The following is a 15636-nucleotide window of genomic DNA, read 5'->3' as shown; positions in this document are numbered from 1 at the left end:
GACTTGGCGAAATAGACCCAGAATCATTCATAATTTTTGAATCAATGTCTTTTATTCTTGTCCAGACTCTCACAGGTCTGAATCTGATGAGTATAATCCGGTAAAGGTTGATTGGATGAATTTTTATTCTATTTACTAATCAAGTTTAGATTTGGGTAATTTTATAATAAAAGTAGTGCCCTTGCCAATTTCTGTCTTCACTTCAATTTTTCCTCCGTGTTTTTCAACAATACTTTTACAGCTTACTAGACCTAGACCTGTTCCAATCTGCCTTGTTGTAAATAATGGGTCAAATATTTTTGGAATAATGCGATCTGGTATTCCGGGTCCATTGTCCTTTACTTCTATTAAGATTTGATCTTGTGTTTCTGTTGCATCTATGATGATTTCACCTTTGTTATTCATTGCTTGAGCTGCGTTGGAGATTAGGTTTACAAAAACAACCTCCATCTTTTCGTTATCACAAACTAATTTTATGTCATATTTTGGTAATCGAATGATCACATCATCAGAAGTAATCATTCGTTCGAGCGATGAATGTAATATTTCTAATAATGAGGAATCAATTAGAGCCAAGGGCTTGGGTTTGACATAATCCAAGACATCATCAATTTGATGTGTCATTCTTGAAACTGCTCTATCTAGTCTGTTCAAGTTCTCAAGAGATTTTTCATCCATATTTGGATTTCTTAATTTTAATATGTTAAGAGAGCTTTTGATTACAGAAAGTGGGTTTCTCAAATCATGTGCCAGCCTAGATGTTAATTCTCCAATCGAAATTAATTTTTCATTTTTAATCTTCGTCTCTTCATTTTGTTTGATCCTGTTAGTCATTTGATTGAAAGCTTTAGCAAGATCGCCCAACTCATCTTTAGAATTTTCATCAGCTTGTAGATCTAGGTGACCAGTTGATATTTGTGAAGCAACAGCTTTGATCTTCAAAATGGGATTTATTATTGATCTTGATATGGAAATAGAAAAAATCCCTATGGTTATAGCAGATATTGCACCTACTATGAAAATACTAACTCCAAAAGAATCTGCTGAAACTGACTGTTTTGTAATGCCATAGAATAGGCTACCTACAAAAATAATGGGAGTAATTGATGCAATTAGGAATAAAGATACTAGTTTTTTTCCAATCTTTAGGGATTCAATGCTCACCTCTTGGTAGTAAGATCGTAAAAGAATCATTATGGAACCCAAGATAACAAATAACACACCTGTATGAATTGCCATAGCGGTGCTGATTCCGGGACTAGCATAATAGAGCAATGGCAAGTTAGTGACATAGCCTACAAGAGATACAGAACCGATTCCTGTAACAATGTAGCCAATCCAGACAGCTGATTTTCTAAGTTTGACAGAATTTGACATTGAGAAAATTCCATACGCTATTATCAAAATAAAATTCACCATGGTGGCAATCGATGGCCTGCCAGGAATTGTTGTTGCTATTACTTTGCCTGATTCCTTGACAAAAATACTCTCTATGCCAGTTTGAAACGAGATAAAATTAGATATCAAAAATGTTCCCATAAAGAGAAAAATGACTAGTCCTGACGTAGGTACAGCTACATGAGCAATGGCTCCTTTTCCTTCCTTGAATCTTGCAATAAAGTAGAGTGTAATTCCGCTGAAGATAAAACAGATGCTAGAGCTAAACTTCATCGTCACGTAATTTGGGAAGATTGACTTTAAGATAACAATGTCAAAAATCCAACCAAATGTCACTGCTATACCTACAGCTATTACAATAATTGACAATATTTTGGCTACAGTTAGTTGGTTTATTCTATACCCCATTTTACTAGAGATCTTGATTTGATATGTCTGATTATAAACAATATTGAGTACATTGGTAATACATTTTACGTATTCATATCATTGAGTACAAATCCACAAGATTAGGATAAAATTTGTATTTTCCAGACTCTTACATATCTGAATCCACTGAAGGTTAGAGTCCTGTAAGACTCGTTATGACAAGATTCTAAAAATAAAAAAATTGTGGTTGCAGTTAGCTTACATTTACACCCAGTCCAGTTCCCGCACAACCTGGGTCTGGAACTATAGTAAATGCAACTGCAGTACTTGACAACGTTCCTGTCAATTCAGAATTTCTGACATTCACTGAAATTGTATTTCCATTGATGGACAGTCCTACATTTGCATCAGAGAGTCCTGTGATGCATGCATTACTGCCAGGAGATGCTCCAAATGCAAGATTTACATTGTGAGCATGCCAGCTATCTGGATTCTGAGCAGTCTCTTACTCCGTTGTGTGTTACTGCTACAAAGACTGTGCTTGGACCACTTGAATAGATCCATGCAAAGCCTCCAAGGACATCAGTGTGTCTTGGAATATTGTCTGAAGCTACAACACCGAGAGTTGAAGTCTGGCTATTTTTTGAATTGACTGAACTTGAAACAACATGTTGCCAGCTTGCCGGTCCTGTTGCCAGTGCAGGTATGATCATAAAGGCTGCAAGGGCCACAACCAACGAAGCTGTGAAGATTTTCTTCAAAGTCATTGAATTTGTAATTCTTTTAGAATTAAAAAGCATTTTGCAGACAATTGCAGGATGTACAACAATATATTAATTTCATGAAAATAAAAATTACATAATTATTTTATAGAAAAATGTCTTACATCAGAGATTTTTAGAAATATAAAATTTACTTATCTTTAAACTATACACATGTATTTTACATACCTCACAGAAACCTACAGCTCGCTAAAGTCCGAGTCCTGTAAGGCTCGCTACAAAACTTTACAAATTTTTTATTTTAAAGAATCTTTGATACAGTATCTTTTAGCTCAATGGCTGCTTTCTTTCCTTTAGCATTTGATGTTTTACTTATGTGGTCAAGCAGATCTTCAACTATTACTCCCAATGCACCGTCCAGAGCTGCTCTTACTGCGGTAATTTGCTGCACAATTTCTGGATAGCTTTTTCCTTCATCAATCATTTTCCTTATGCCTTTAACATGACCCTCTATCCTCGCCAGTCTTTTTTCTACTTCAGGCAGTTTATGATGAGTCATGGTATGTTTTTCATCTCTTTGTGATATTTATCTCGTTGGATGGTTTATCCAACTCTACCTTGCAACAAGAATGTAAATTCCTATAGCAGCAATTACAAAGCCTACCATTGAATCGTTGTACTTTTCTGGTATTTTCTCAAAAGTTTTTGCAAGTCCCACTGTACCAAGCTGAACTAAAAGTAAGAGTGTCAAAATGGAAGCAGCCGCAAAGATGACAGATAACTCTATTGCAAAGTAGAATCCAGCTTTTATTGCAGAAAGATAGATTGGCGTTATGCTAAGGTCTGGAGAAAGCGCCGCTCCTAGTACAGCAAAATATCCAACGCCACGATTTAGTTTGTCACTGTTTTTCTTATTACCTTCATCATGGTCATGTTTGTGATGATGTTCATTTTTTCTTACAAGAGGTCTTATTCCAACAATCAAGCCAACAGTGATCATAATTATTGCTATTCCAGTATCCAGGTAAAATGAAATCAGATGAGAAAACACTAGTCCTACTGCTACAACCCCAAGACCCAGTGCAACGGAAAGAACCACATGACCAATTGCGGTTGCAAGTGATGTTCCAAAGAGCCTTGTGCGAGTCCATTTTGCACTTCTTCCAAGCATGCAAATCGTAACCCAATGGTCAGGGGCTGACATGTGCAGTATTCCAACCACGGCGGCTCCGATTACATAGGGAAGAAGGCTAACCATTCAAAACACGCTTTTCCTTATATCATGATAGAAAATCAGTTCCTAAAAAGAGTATCCTCCCCCCCAGGATATGGATACAAACCCTCACAGATCTGAATCTACTGAAGATTTGGGTCCTGTAGGGTTCGCGTTATGATTTGTTGTAGAGTCTATTAAGATCTGAAAACAATTGAAAAATCTAGATCTCAGTGTAACTGATGATGATTCAAACCAAGACTGTATAGTCCAACAAAGATGATGATAACGTAAACTATGCTATGAATCACCGACATTACAATACCTAGTACTAGGCCTTTTTTTGCCATTCTCTTATCTTCGTCTTTTAGGACAAGATACATGACTAGTCCTCCTATGATTCCAAAAAAGAATGGCACTAAATACCATAAAGCACTTTCATTTTTTTCAAATGGTAAATTATTAATTGATTGCATTTTACTCGCACTTTCTTTTTTGGAACGGTATCTGTATAGCAAGAACGTTATTACTAACAAAATTCCTACACCTATAAGATATGTGACATCATTTACTATTGTTAGTATGAATGATTGGCTGTCTCCAAAGAATGACAAAGGAAGTTGCCCAATGGCATATCGTATGAAGAATTCTACAATAAAATTGCAAGATAGAAAGACTACTGCAAACCATCCTTTTCCACTTTTCCACGTACGCAGACTAAAAAAAAGTATAGAAATATCAAACAATGAATTTCCGTACTTTAAATTTTGAAATGTGAAAACGGTTTGACTAGAATTTACAAGCTCATACAGTACAAATACTGCTCCTGTTCCCAAAACTACAAATTGGTTTCCTATGGCGTAAAATGGTATTCCAAAAAACAAAGGTTCTTCTGCAGGTCCTCCAACGATTGCATCAAAGAGTGAAAACTTGGTTACTGGTTCTTGATATCCTGGAATGAGCAGCGTTGCCATCGTCAGACCAATAAAATAAAGTCCCACACCAAGTAAGGAATAGAACATTGCCATTTTTGTTAAATAAAAGACAGATTTTTGTCGATATTGTGATAACCACGATTTTGGATGCATGTCTGCTATAAAGTCAGAATCCACAAATTTCATTAATTGATCACCTGCACCTTCTGAGCTTACGATTTATTGATTAATACGATGAGTGTGTTCTAATTTAGTACAACCTTCTGCATACACACAAATTTCCTCTACACCGTAATATCGTGAATTATGATTTGTTGGAATGATGAGATAGCATGTTTGTGGGGAATTGTAACATACACAGCTTCATAGTCTCAAATTAACATCATCAAACATGGCAAATGAGCCAAAAGCAACCGAAAGTTTTTCCGAACCAGCCAAAAGACCATCTAAAGCGTGGTACCTAGTACCAATTTTCTTTGGAATCATAGGAGGTCTAGTCATGTATCTTGTCCTAAAAGATACTGATAGAAAAATGGCCAAGAAGGGCATTATTTTGAGCATAATTTTGACTGTGGCAATATTTGCAATTTCAGTTGTTGCAGGAGTATTGATGGTACTATTACATCCATTTACACCAAAGTTGTCTGCTGCAGAGTGTGATATGTATAAAGCAGAAGTGGCTAAATCTGCATGGCCAATGACTGCAACTAGAAAACTAATGGCTGATGGCGGTTGTACACCATCCCCTCAACCCTCATATGATCAGTCAACTGCACAAACACCTCCACCATCTCCTCAACCCTTATCTGGTCAGTCAACTGCACAAATACCTTCATCATCTACTCAACCATCGTCCCACATCAGCCTTACAATCTCGACTGATAAATCATCATACTTTTCAGGAGATACGGTAACGCTTACAGTAGTTTTCTCGGGTATAAATCAACACCAAAATATTCAAGTAGACATCAAAGACCCAACGGGAATCACCGTTGTCTCAAAGACTGCTACAACCGATATCACAGGTGTTGCAAGTTTGCAATTCAACTTACCGTCGTCTGCCCAATCAGGTTCATATCAAGCAGTAGTAACATCATCATATGACGGCAACGAGTGGGAAAATTCTGCAACATTTTATCTGCAACAGAATAGATCACCATCTCAATAGGAACAAAATACACAATGGAAAAATCGAAAGATGACAGTAAACTCAAAAAGTCTTTCTTGTTAACAATTTCAATATTTGTAATATGTAGTCTTTTTGCTTTCAATTCGCAAGCAATAGCACAAACACCACCGCTACCAGATCCACCAACTGGTCTTACAGCAACAATCTACACTCATATGATGTTAAAAGAGACGGAGTTTATTGTACTGTAAAAATTGTGGTAAAGAATTACCGTCACCTGATGCCGATATCTGTATAAATTGTGGAAAGCTTTTAGAAAAATCAAAAGCAACCGAAAGTTTTTCCGAACCAGCCAAAAGGCCATCTAAAGCGTGGTACTTGGTACCAATTTTCTTTGGAATCATGGGTGGTCTGATAATGTATCTTGTCATAAAAGACGAAGATAAGAGAATGGCAAAAAAAGGACTCACTCTGGGAATAGTAATAGGTGCAGTTGGAATTGCACTTGTAATAATTATTTATGGTGTATTATTTGGTGTAATACTCAATAATATGTACAGTTCAAATCATTTTAGTACCAATTCCCGCCAAATCAACCTTCCATCTGGCATTGCAATTGACAGCTCAGACAACATTTACGTCCTAGATAATGATAGAGTAGAAAAATTCAATTCCGCAGGAGTATTTCAGTTGTATTTTGGCTCGCAAGGATCAGGCAACGGACAGACGCATTTTCCACAAAATATAGCAATTGACAAAGCAAATAACATTTACATCACAGATTCTGGCAATAATAGAATAGAAAAGTTCGATTCAAATGGTAACTATCTCTCACAGTTTGGTACTGCAGGCTACGGCAACGGCCAGTTCCAAAATCCAACTGCCATTGCAATTGACAGCTCTGGAAAAATTTACGTCTCAGATGAGACCAATTGCAGGATTGAGATATTCGATTCTAACGGTAACTATCTATCACAGTTTGGTACTGCTGGTTCAGGTCAGGGCCAGATTGCTGGTTCATTTGGGATTGCACTTGACCACTCTGGAAACATTTACGTTACAGATTTTAATAGCCCCTCAAACGGCAGAGTAGAAAAGTTCGATTCTAACGGTAACTATCTATCACAGTTTGGTACTGCAGGTTCAGGTAATGGTCAGCTCAAAGGTCCAAATGCGATTACAGTTGACAGATCTGGCAATATCTATGTCATAGATCAAGGCAACAGCAGAATAGTGAAGTTTGATTCTAACGGTAACTATCTATCACAGTTTGGCTCACTAGGTTCAGGCCATGCCCAGTTCATAAATCCAGAAGGAATCACTATTGACAGTTCAGGAAATATTTACGTTACAGATTTAACCAATAACAGAATAGAAAAGTTTGATTCTAACGGTAACTATCTATCACAGTTTGGCTGATTCGGTTGGTGTAATAATATTTTCAACAAGATTCAGATTTATTCAGAAAGTCTCTGAGTCCTGTAAGACTCACCCGTTATGATTTGTTGGAATCGCATGAGATGATACGTTTGTACTAAATCAGGACATACTCATAGTATTAGTCTTCAAATCGAATCAAAAAATATGCCATATCTTTCGTTGGTAACCTTGGTTATCCTGAATCTCATACTAGTTTCTTTGTTTGCAGATAATGTATTTGCGTATACTTTAGACACTATGGGGCATACAGATGAGCAAGCATCTGGAATTGCCGTTAATTCAAAAACTCATTTAATTTACATGAGTACTCATTCTGGTCAAGTATACGTAATTAATGGAAGTACCACTAACATAATTAGTAAAATCGATGTTGGTTACGATGCCAACAGAATAGCAATCAATGAAAAAACAAATACCATTTACGTTGATGATTTGACAAATAAGGTATCTGTCATAGATGGAAACAAGAATGCTGTAACAGGCCAATTTGAAACTGGTTTATGTTCATGTGATGTTGCTGTCAATCCAATTACCAATACGGTTTATGTCGTCAATCCTGTCTCAGATGTATCAATTTACATCATAAAGGGAACGACAAACCAGATAGTGGATAAGATTAAGGCAATCAACCCAGTTTTTGTAACTGTCAATCCAAATACCAATATGATTTACGTTACAAATTCAAGAACTGGCGCATTACAAGGAAAGACAGATTCAGTTTATGTAATTAATGGAACCACGAATAAGATTGTAGACGAAGTCTTTGTGGGCAAAGGAGCTTATGGAATATCTGTAAATCCCACAACAGACAAGATATATGTTGCAAATCAAAATGATAATTCTGTTTCCGTCATAGATGGTAATACCAATAAGGTAGTTGGAAATATCCAAGTGACTGGCTATCCACATGAAATAACCGTTAATCCCATAACAAATACAATCTATGTATCTTCCTCATATGATGGTGTATCAGTAATTGATGGATTCAAGAATACTGTTGTGGCTACAATCAAGATGGATATGGCCCCTTCCAAGGTAGCTGTTGATACAGAAAGAAATTTGGAATATGTGGTTAACAACTATAATGATTCAATCTCAATTATTAAGAATACTGTAGATGAGAATTATACAATATCAACTATCGAGCCTGTTGCAAAGGAAATTCAGGCTAATAACACAACAATTGCATCAACAGCAATTATTTGGAATCCACCATCATTTAGCGTTGGGGCATTTCCAGGTGCTTCTCTCCCTCTAAATTTTAGCAGCAACCAGAACTTGAATGGAGTTTTAGTTAATATCTCAAATCAACTAGATTGGCTTGTTTTACAATCAGGTTCGGCCATAAATATTCAACAAGGTGATCAAACACTCCCAATATCGCTTGTGATTTTACCTAACGCATCAAGTGGTTGGCACAATGGAACGATTACCTTCTCAGTTAACGGAGTCCAATTGCATAAACAATTCTATCTTAACATGTTAGTTCCGCCGACTGTTTCAAATATCATGCAGCAAAATCCATATGGAGAGATGGTAACAGTAATGTCTCCATCATATTCTCCGTATTTTAATAACACATACGATGCTGCACAATATTTAATATTTAAAAATGGAAAAGTTCTTCCAATCCGTGTCTTCTACGATATATTTTCAAACATGACAGTTGCACAATTTACGAAACTTGCAAATAATACAGCACATACCAATAATGAACCATCAATACCAGTCTTTCCAAGCAAAACATCCCAAGAATCAAAGACTATTTCCATTCCAGCATGGGTAAAACTCACTGCAGGATGGTGGGCATACGGACATGTTGGAAATTCTGATTTTATGAAAGGAATACAATACCTTATTCAACAGAAAATAATCAAAATTCCTCAAACTGTTCAGTACACATCATTACAACCTGGCCAAATACCACAGTGGATAAAAAATGATGCTGGTTGGTGGGCAAATGATCAGATATCTGATGATGAATTTGTAAAAGGAATTCAGTATTTGATTGATAATGGCATCATAATAGTTTAGTTTTTGCAATTTGTCAGACTACAAATTCCAAACAAGGCAAGTCCTGTAAGACTCGCTCAATGATTTATTGGAGAAAATATAAGATAGATGCGATGGTTATGAAATGTGGCTGATGGTACAAAGAGAAAGAAAAAAGCAAAAATAACCAAAAAGCGTAATGATGTTTTTCTTAACCGGCTAAATGATTGTAAGTTACTTGATGTTATGGAAAAGATTTACAAAAAGAAATACGGTCTTTCTTCTAAAAGATATCTTGCAACAGTTCCATTACGATCAGAGGCAGAACGTATGCTAGAAACATTAGAATCCTCTCCATCATCTATTACTGAAATGTTTCAGAGAAGGCTTGATGGAATGTGCAAAAAGAAAGGAAAGAAGAGAAAAAATCACGTATGGACCCCAAGCATTCCAGTTCCTGCAATAAAAAGAAATGATCCCAATTATTTCATCGAAGAAGGAAGTAGGACAGGTGGGTTTCATGCCAATTTCCCCAAAGACGCTGGTGCAGGTAGACTGCTTTATACCACAATGAAACCATCCGAGTTTCTCAACTATGCTTTTGCGGGAGAAATTATTGAAAAGAGAACAGAAGATGAAGTACGAACTACTGAATTGATTGTAAAACACAAACGAAAAAGAATTGAAAAATGCAAGCCGCAAGATGCCACATTTCTAAAATTGGATTTGGTAAAATGCCGGTTTGTTTATCATGATGGCAGACACAGAGCTGTTGCAGCAGATGAACTAGGTGTAAAAGATATTCCTGTGTTCATTGAACATGATCTTCCAGTAAACGACGAACAGAGACAATGTCTAAAAGATAGAAAACTATGGAAAAAGGAAGATGTTACTTCTCCTGATTTACGCCATTTTGAACAAGTGTGACAAACCAGAACAAATGTCAGACTTTGACTGGCCCGAATTCAAATTTTCGAGTCATGTAAGACTAGGACTGATATGTCCGCACCCAAAAGTTAGGATTTAAAAAATAAAAGGGGAAGTGTAAGCTAACAAATTGTGTTTCGTACAGAATCAAAGCAATTTGTTATAGGCGTACCAACTGTACCATCAGTACTTTGTGGTATGTATTGTACTCCAAGTGATCCATAGACAAAGGTGATTGATTCCTCCGGCCCTTCATCTCCAGGTCCACTCCAGTCGATTTTTGTAGTAAAGACAGTACCAAAGGTGAACTTTAAGAATGCTGAGTGTTGATCACCGCCAGCCTTTCGCATTTGGATGGTAACTGTTTTGTAGTGTGCGCCAGTTGCAGAATTTAGAAACAAAGTTGGTGATGCGCTATCCGTCGTCTTTGTGATGTGAATATCATGGAAGCTGACCTTGCCAGCACCAGCACCTCCTGTTGCAGAGCCTATTGTAGTTGGATTTTCTACACCAAAGCTCCAATCCTTTATCTCAAATACGCATGGGCTTCCATTTACTCCATTTAATCCATCTATTGTCATAGATACCCCTGCGCGAGTTGATGTGTTGCATTGCAGTACACTACCTGTTGTCCCGCCTGTACTTGTACTCTGATCTGTTGTTTGGGCAATACTTTGTTGCGGTATCATCAAGCTGGGATAAGCCAGCAAAAATGCCGCTGCAATTATTGCACCTAAAAGTATTTTGTGCATTAAAAAAGAAGACAATATTGACATATTTACATATGATCTTTTCATTTTTGGAAAGCTTCTAAATTTGGTACTTCAATTTTTATTTTTATTAGAATAAATCAAAGAACAAATTAGGATTTGAGAAAGTCCAGTAATGCAGAGTTTACTTCATCTGCGTGTGTCCATGATATACAATGAGGCCCATCCTTTACTATCACCAGCCGTGCCTCTTTGACTAACTTTGCTGTTTTTTCCCCTGATGCTGATAGGGGGACAATACGATCTGCATCACCGTGAATGATTAGAGTTGGCACATCGACTCGGGAAAGATCTTTTCTGAAATCTTCATGCCAAGTAGGTACGCAAGCATAGCTTGCAATGGCAGACGCACTAGCAGCTAGATTCCAGCATGCTTGGACTGTCTGTTCGCTCACTTTCTTGCCTAAAAGCAAATCAGTATTGAAGAAATTCTTGAAGAACTCTGTAAAGAATGCATAACGATCAGCTGCTATTGCTTTTTGAATCCCATCAAAGATAGCTTTATCCACCCCTTCAGGATTGTCTTGCGTTTTAAGCAAGAAAGGTGGAACAGCACTTATGAAGACTGCTTTTTTCACGCCTTTGGATCCGTACTTTCCAAAGTATCGAGCAATTTCTCCACCTCCCATCGAAAATCCAACCAGAGAAAAATCATGTAGCCCCAGATGTTTCACAAGTTTATGAAGGTCCTCGGCAAAGTTATCATAGTTATAGCCTGTTGTCGGCTTGCTAGAGTTACCAAAGCCTCTGCGATCATATGTGATGACGCGAAACCCTGCATCAAGCAAGATTGGAATTTGCTTTTCCCATGAAGCTCCGCTAAGCGGGTACCCGTGTATAAGCACAACTGGCTTTCCAGATCCATGATCTTCATAATAGAGATCAATTGAACTCGAGTTTTCCTTACCGACGCTCACAAACGGCATTATCTACACACACCAATTTCTGGCAAGACTATCTGGCTAATAAATAAGCGTTCAGAAAAATTAATTTTTGTTTTCTTTTAATCCTTAAGTAATTTGAAGTCCTAGTATGTCCATGCAAGTCAGCCGAGAGCTTACAGATTCTGCAATCAGCCTTTTTAGGGGAAAGAATTTTGCATTCATTGCATCGCTAATGAATGACGGCTCCCCTCACATAACCCCCGTCTGGATTGATTATGACGGCCAGTTCTTTCTGGTCAACACTGCAGAGGGAAGAACAAAGCAAAAGAATTTTGAGCGAGACTCGCGAGTGGCACTATCAATAGTTGATAAGGACAATCCCTACAACACAGTTACCATTAGGGGCAAAGTTGTAGAGCAGACTAGAAACGGCGCAGATGAGCATATTGACAAGCTTGCAAAAAAATATCTTGGAGTAGACAAGTATCCATTTAGAGCACCTAGTGAAAAGCGAATCATTCTGAAAATAAAACCAGACAAGGTCTTTCACATGTCTAGCTGATACGAATCTATAATCTTGTCTTGGGCCCATTAGTTGTTTTGTTCATTTGGTTTAGTACCTTCTTTAAAACAAGATTATATTAGTTTAAAATTAAAAATGATCTTTAATCAAAGAAAATTTTCTAAATTGATTTTATCATTTCAACATATGATTTACCATATATCATCTTTAAGAGAACACATAGAACATCAGGACGTTGATAACAGTAATTTGATTCAAGATAATTCTTCCCAAGCAAGTTGGTTAACTGTTTTGATGCAGATTTGTCAATAGAGCCAAGGATTTTGTCTATATCTGCCTTGAGGAGTGTAAAGTTCAGTGTTTTACAATCATCATGTTGTGACATGTTAGGTCATATTGATTAATTGATGATAAAAGTTGAGGAAGTTTTTACAAAATTAAGATTCCACTTTGGAATTATTTGCATTTTATGGTCGTATTCTTGGACAGATTGGTCCGATGGTTCTTTCAGGAAAACCTATGCATGAGTCAATCGCATCATATGCAAAGGATCATGAGGTTGATCTCATAGTAATGGGTTCTCGGGGATTGACAGGTCTGAAGAAAAAACTACTTGGAAGTGTGTCAGAAGGTGTATCACAAAACGTTCCATGCGAAGTCATCGTTGTAAAATAGAAGATAACTATTTCATTACTTGAGTTTTGATTTGTTGGAATCATGAGATAGCGAGTTTGTACTAAATTAAAACATACGCAGGTTATTAGTTCTAAATTCGATCATTTCAATAGGCGAGAATAATTGATAGATAGACGACTGACTATTTTGAAGGATGTTGTCATACATCCCAAGTCTGCCCTCAGAGAAATTAACGAAAATGGTAAAAGTTATTTCTTTGCCGCAATTGCCATATTAGTCGCATTATCGATTGGTTCTGAATTACTACAGGTTGACAATCAATTATCAAAATTGACTGGTTCAACTTTTGAAAAAACTTTACAGTTTTTTTTAATTGGGGCTTCCATAGGTGTAGAATTTCTTATTACTGGTCTAGTGTTATACGTAGGACGATTTCTTAAAGGAAAAGCAAACTTTAGGGGATTGTTTTCTTCGTTTCAATATGCAGGGGTCATTCCAGCAATTCTAATGAGTACAATAATTTCGTACATGAATACCTCAATACTTCCTTCTGTTACGAATCACGAATCACATGGATTAATTAAATTATTATTTGTCGGTTCTGCGATGTTACCAGTATTCGTTTGGTCAATAATACTTTCAATTATAGCATGCAGGGAAGCTCACGGGTTTAGTACTGGAAGATCTATTGCGACTTTTTTGATCTCGGGTTTAATTATTGCCATAATTGCAATTGTAATAATTCTGAGTTCTCTACTTGGTTCTAACGCCTTTATGGGTGCTATCACGCCAGCACCATCAAATAACCATGCGACATATTCAGCTTCTACTGTTGGTATCAAAGTTAACAAACCAGTCGGAGATATGGCATTCAATTCTGTCACAAACAAGCTATATGCAATAACTAATCCAAGTATCGGAACTGGTTATGCTGGACTTTTAGTAATAGACAGCTCAAAAAATGAATTAATTCAGCAAATAAGGTTTTCTCATTTACCACTATCTGTTGCCGTAAATCCAAATACAAATCTCATATATGTGGGCAGGATGTCTGATGAAATTCATTCATACAAAAGTGTCGTTGATGTGATTAATGGTGCAAATTATCAGATTATTTCTTCCATAGAGGTTGGTGAATCAGCTAAAGACATTGCGATCAACACTAATACCAACATGGTTTATGTTGCAAATTTCTGGTCAGATTCAGTTTCGGTTATTGATGGATTAACAAATAAGGTTGTAAAAACAATCATGGTTGGCAAAAATCCGACCTCAATCGCTGTCGATTCAACAACAAACAAAATCTATGTCACAAATAATAATTCAGGAAGGGGTGACCCCTATGACGATAGAATTTTTGTTATTGATGGTAAATCTCTTCAAGTCTCAAATATCATTCAAGTTGGAAAAAGACCTTGGGAAATAGATGTTAACCCTATAACAAATATTATTTATGTTACAAGTTTAGGTTCTTGGGTAAATGGCAGCTCAACCATTTCTGTAATCAATGGAAGTTCCGATAAAATATTGAAAACCATAGAGGTTGCAGGTAAACCAATTGGTCTGACAGTAAACCCAATATCAAATAAGATTTATGTTATAAATTCAGATCCTAAAACAGTTTCAGTGATTGATGGTCAGACGGATAAGATAAAAGCAGAAATTCTCATAGGGGATAGTTTAGGGGAATCAAGTATTATCACAAACCCTGATTCGAATTTGGTATATTTAGGAAGTATTAATTCCGAATCGATTAGAGTAATTAATGGTACATCTGATAAATTGATCGAATTTGAGAAATAATCTCATAGGCATGTCTTTAGTCAATATGAAATAACTATTTTCGGATTAATATTTGAGCATAAAGATTCGAGTCCTGTAAGGCTCGCTTACATTATGATTTGTTGGAAATTGTTTCTAAATCTTAAAGCCGGGTATCATCTTTTGTCTTATACCCATATACACTGCCGCTACTGCAACAAAAATAATTACCAAGCTAAATGGAATTGGGAATTCTGGAATTGATGGTGGACATGGTATGTTAATTGGAGCATGGCCTAAAACAGAATTACCTGTAAAAGTACTTCCACAATTTTCATTGATGGTGCCATCGGTGTTGAAGATGTATGCGTTGTTGGTGATCGTGCCGTTGTTGGTGATGGTGCTGTAGTTGGTGAGGTTGCCGTTGTTGGTAATGTTGCCGTTGTTGGTAATGTTACCACCAGCCTCGTTGACGATGCCGCCGTTGTTGTTGATGGTGCCGCCAGAGTTGTTGGTAATTGTGCCGCCAGAGTTGTTGTAGATGGTGCCGAAGTTAAGGGTGATGGTGCCGGAGTTGTAGACGGTGCCGGAGTTGTCAAGCGTGCCGCCATTGATGAGGGTGATGGTGCCGGAGTTGGTGATGATGCCTAGGTTGCCGATGGCGCCGCTGGTGTTGATGTTGATGGTACCTGAGTTAGTGATGGTGCCGCCGGGTGCAACTGTTACTAGGAGTCCGCTTGGAATGGTTACTGTAAATCCGTTTGGAATGATAACAGCATCAGACGGACCGGGAACTGCACCTCCCCATGTGCCAGGATCATTCCAGTTTCCATTTGCTACTGCAGTAAAAGGGGTAGCGTGAGCATCATGACTGGAAAATCCAATTAGGGCAATTATTGTAACTGCAAAAATGGAAATATATGTAAAATTCTTCAAG

At 37.2% G+C, this 15636-nt stretch carries 17 protein-coding genes; 8 read left to right on the top strand and 9 right to left on the bottom strand.

The window, feature by feature from the left end; translation table 11 throughout:
• Positions 1 to 135: 135 nt before the first annotated feature.
• The 5 genes from VEU72_01115 to VEU72_01095 all read right to left on the bottom strand — a co-directional run bounded on the left by VEU72_01115 (position 136) and on the right by VEU72_01095 (position 4823).
• Positions 136 to 1806 carry a HAMP domain-containing sensor histidine kinase gene (locus VEU72_01115; GenBank protein ID HYL65733.1) on the bottom strand — a complete coding sequence of 557 codons (1671 nt, stop codon included), beginning with the start codon at positions 1804 to 1806 and terminating at the stop codon, positions 136 to 138.
• A gap of 443 nt (positions 1807 to 2249) precedes the next feature.
• Positions 2250 to 2534: a hypothetical protein gene (locus tag VEU72_01110; GenBank protein HYL65732.1), complete on the bottom strand. Its 285-nt coding sequence runs from the start codon at positions 2532 to 2534 to the stop codon at positions 2250 to 2252.
• Positions 2535 to 2790: 256 nt separating this feature from the next.
• On the bottom strand, positions 2791 to 3048 hold the full coding sequence (locus VEU72_01105) for a metal-sensitive transcriptional regulator (GenBank protein ID HYL65731.1): 258 nt from the start codon (positions 3046 to 3048) through the stop codon (positions 2791 to 2793).
• A gap of 54 nt (positions 3049 to 3102) precedes the next feature.
• A complete protein-coding gene (locus tag VEU72_01100) occupies positions 3103 to 3747 on the bottom strand; it encodes a hypothetical protein (protein ID HYL65730.1) in 645 nt (214 codons plus the stop codon).
• 185 nt (positions 3748 to 3932) lie between these two features.
• Positions 3933 to 4823 (bottom strand): hypothetical protein, encoded by an 891-nt coding sequence (locus tag VEU72_01095; GenBank protein ID HYL65729.1) that lies wholly within the window; start codon positions 4821 to 4823, stop codon positions 3933 to 3935.
• Positions 4824 to 5028: 205 nt separating this feature from the next.
• On the opposite strand from VEU72_01095, the gene VEU72_01090 reads away from it, so the two are divergent.
• The 5 genes from VEU72_01090 to VEU72_01070 all read left to right on the top strand — a co-directional run bounded on the left by VEU72_01090 (position 5029) and on the right by VEU72_01070 (position 10125).
• Positions 5029 to 5805, top strand: coding sequence for an MG2 domain-containing protein (locus VEU72_01090; GenBank protein HYL65728.1), 777 nt, complete (start codon positions 5029 to 5031; stop codon positions 5803 to 5805).
• Between the two features lie 14 nt (positions 5806 to 5819).
• Entirely contained in the window at positions 5820 to 6017 is a 198-nt protein-coding gene (locus VEU72_01085) for a hypothetical protein (protein HYL65727.1), read from the top strand.
• Positions 6007 to 7185 (top strand): 6-bladed beta-propeller, encoded by a 1179-nt coding sequence (locus VEU72_01080; protein ID HYL65726.1) that lies wholly within the window; start codon positions 6007 to 6009, stop codon positions 7183 to 7185. Before VEU72_01085 ends, VEU72_01080 begins: the two co-directional genes overlap by 11 nt.
• A 189-nt stretch (positions 7186 to 7374) precedes the next feature.
• Positions 7375 to 9240 carry a YncE family protein gene (locus tag VEU72_01075; protein ID HYL65725.1) on the top strand — a complete coding sequence of 622 codons (1866 nt, stop codon included), beginning with the start codon at positions 7375 to 7377 and terminating at the stop codon, positions 9238 to 9240.
• 105 nt (positions 9241 to 9345) lie between these two features.
• On the top strand, positions 9346 to 10125 hold the full coding sequence (locus tag VEU72_01070; GenBank protein ID HYL65724.1) for a hypothetical protein: 780 nt from the start codon (positions 9346 to 9348) through the stop codon (positions 10123 to 10125).
• A gap of 122 nt (positions 10126 to 10247) precedes the next feature.
• Here the strand turns inward: VEU72_01070 and VEU72_01065 are convergent, their stop codons facing one another.
• Positions 10248 to 10877 carry a type VI secretion system tube protein Hcp gene (locus VEU72_01065; protein HYL65723.1) on the bottom strand — a complete coding sequence of 210 codons (630 nt, stop codon included), beginning with the start codon at positions 10875 to 10877 and terminating at the stop codon, positions 10248 to 10250.
• Positions 10878 to 10987: 110 nt separating this feature from the next.
• Entirely contained in the window at positions 10988 to 11821 is an 834-nt protein-coding gene (locus VEU72_01060; GenBank protein HYL65722.1) for an alpha/beta hydrolase, read from the bottom strand.
• Positions 11822 to 11927: 106 nt separating this feature from the next.
• Between VEU72_01060 and VEU72_01055 the strand changes: the two genes are divergently transcribed.
• A complete protein-coding gene (locus tag VEU72_01055; GenBank protein ID HYL65721.1) occupies positions 11928 to 12341 on the top strand; it encodes a PPOX class F420-dependent oxidoreductase in 414 nt (137 codons plus the stop codon).
• A 121-nt stretch (positions 12342 to 12462) separates the two neighbouring features.
• Here VEU72_01055 and VEU72_01050 read toward each other — a convergent pair whose 3' ends face one another.
• Positions 12463 to 12687: a hypothetical protein gene (locus VEU72_01050; protein HYL65720.1), complete on the bottom strand. Its 225-nt coding sequence runs from the start codon at positions 12685 to 12687 to the stop codon at positions 12463 to 12465.
• Between the two features lie 65 nt (positions 12688 to 12752).
• Between VEU72_01050 and VEU72_01045 the strand changes: the two genes are divergently transcribed.
• Positions 12753 to 12977, top strand: coding sequence for a universal stress protein (locus tag VEU72_01045; protein ID HYL65719.1), 225 nt, complete (start codon positions 12753 to 12755; stop codon positions 12975 to 12977).
• A gap of 123 nt (positions 12978 to 13100) precedes the next feature.
• Positions 13101 to 14741 carry a YIP1 family protein gene (locus VEU72_01040; protein HYL65718.1) on the top strand — a complete coding sequence of 547 codons (1641 nt, stop codon included), beginning with the start codon at positions 13101 to 13103 and terminating at the stop codon, positions 14739 to 14741.
• Positions 14742 to 14855: 114 nt separating this feature from the next.
• Here the strand turns inward: VEU72_01040 and VEU72_01035 are convergent, their stop codons facing one another.
• Positions 14856 to 15635 carry a hypothetical protein gene (locus VEU72_01035; protein ID HYL65717.1) on the bottom strand — a complete coding sequence of 260 codons (780 nt, stop codon included), beginning with the start codon at positions 15633 to 15635 and terminating at the stop codon, positions 14856 to 14858.
• Between the last annotated feature and the right edge of the window lies 1 nt (position 15636).

The sequence above is a fragment of the Nitrosopumilaceae archaeon genome, assembly GCA_035631875.1.
In the GTDB taxonomy this organism is placed as follows: domain Archaea; phylum Thermoproteota; class Nitrososphaeria; order Nitrososphaerales; family Nitrosopumilaceae; genus TA-20.
The sequence above is the reverse complement of the archived record's forward strand: the minus strand, read 5'-3'. Positions and strand labels throughout refer to the sequence as shown.

Excerpts from the sequence above, each read along its gene's own strand:
- VEU72_01060 (HYL65722.1), bottom strand. The coding sequence starts at position 11,821 with ATGCCGTTTGTGAGCGTCGGTAAGGAAAACTCGAGTTCAATTGATCTC.
- VEU72_01050 (HYL65720.1), bottom strand. The coding sequence starts at position 12,687 with ATGTCACAACATGATGATTGTAAAACACTGAACTTTACACTCCTCAAG.
- VEU72_01085 (HYL65727.1), top strand. The coding sequence starts at position 5,820 with ATGGAAAAATCGAAAGATGACAGTAAACTCAAAAAGTCTTTCTTGTTA.
- VEU72_01065 (HYL65723.1), bottom strand. The coding sequence starts at position 10,877 with ATGCACAAAATACTTTTAGGTGCAATAATTGCAGCGGCATTTTTGCTG.
- VEU72_01110 (HYL65732.1), bottom strand. The coding sequence starts at position 2,534 with ATGACTTTGAAGAAAATCTTCACAGCTTCGTTGGTTGTGGCCCTTGCA.
- VEU72_01055 (HYL65721.1), top strand. The coding sequence starts at position 11,928 with ATGTCCATGCAAGTCAGCCGAGAGCTTACAGATTCTGCAATCAGCCTT.
- VEU72_01105 (HYL65731.1), bottom strand. The coding sequence starts at position 3,048 with ATGACTCATCATAAACTGCCTGAAGTAGAAAAAAGACTGGCGAGGATA.
- VEU72_01095 (HYL65729.1), bottom strand. The coding sequence starts at position 4,823 with ATGAAATTTGTGGATTCTGACTTTATAGCAGACATGCATCCAAAATCG.
- VEU72_01115 (HYL65733.1), bottom strand. The coding sequence starts at position 1,806 with ATGGGGTATAGAATAAACCAACTAACTGTAGCCAAAATATTGTCAATT.
- VEU72_01090 (HYL65728.1), top strand. The coding sequence starts at position 5,029 with ATGGCAAATGAGCCAAAAGCAACCGAAAGTTTTTCCGAACCAGCCAAA.
- VEU72_01100 (HYL65730.1), bottom strand. The coding sequence starts at position 3,747 with ATGGTTAGCCTTCTTCCCTATGTAATCGGAGCCGCCGTGGTTGGAATA.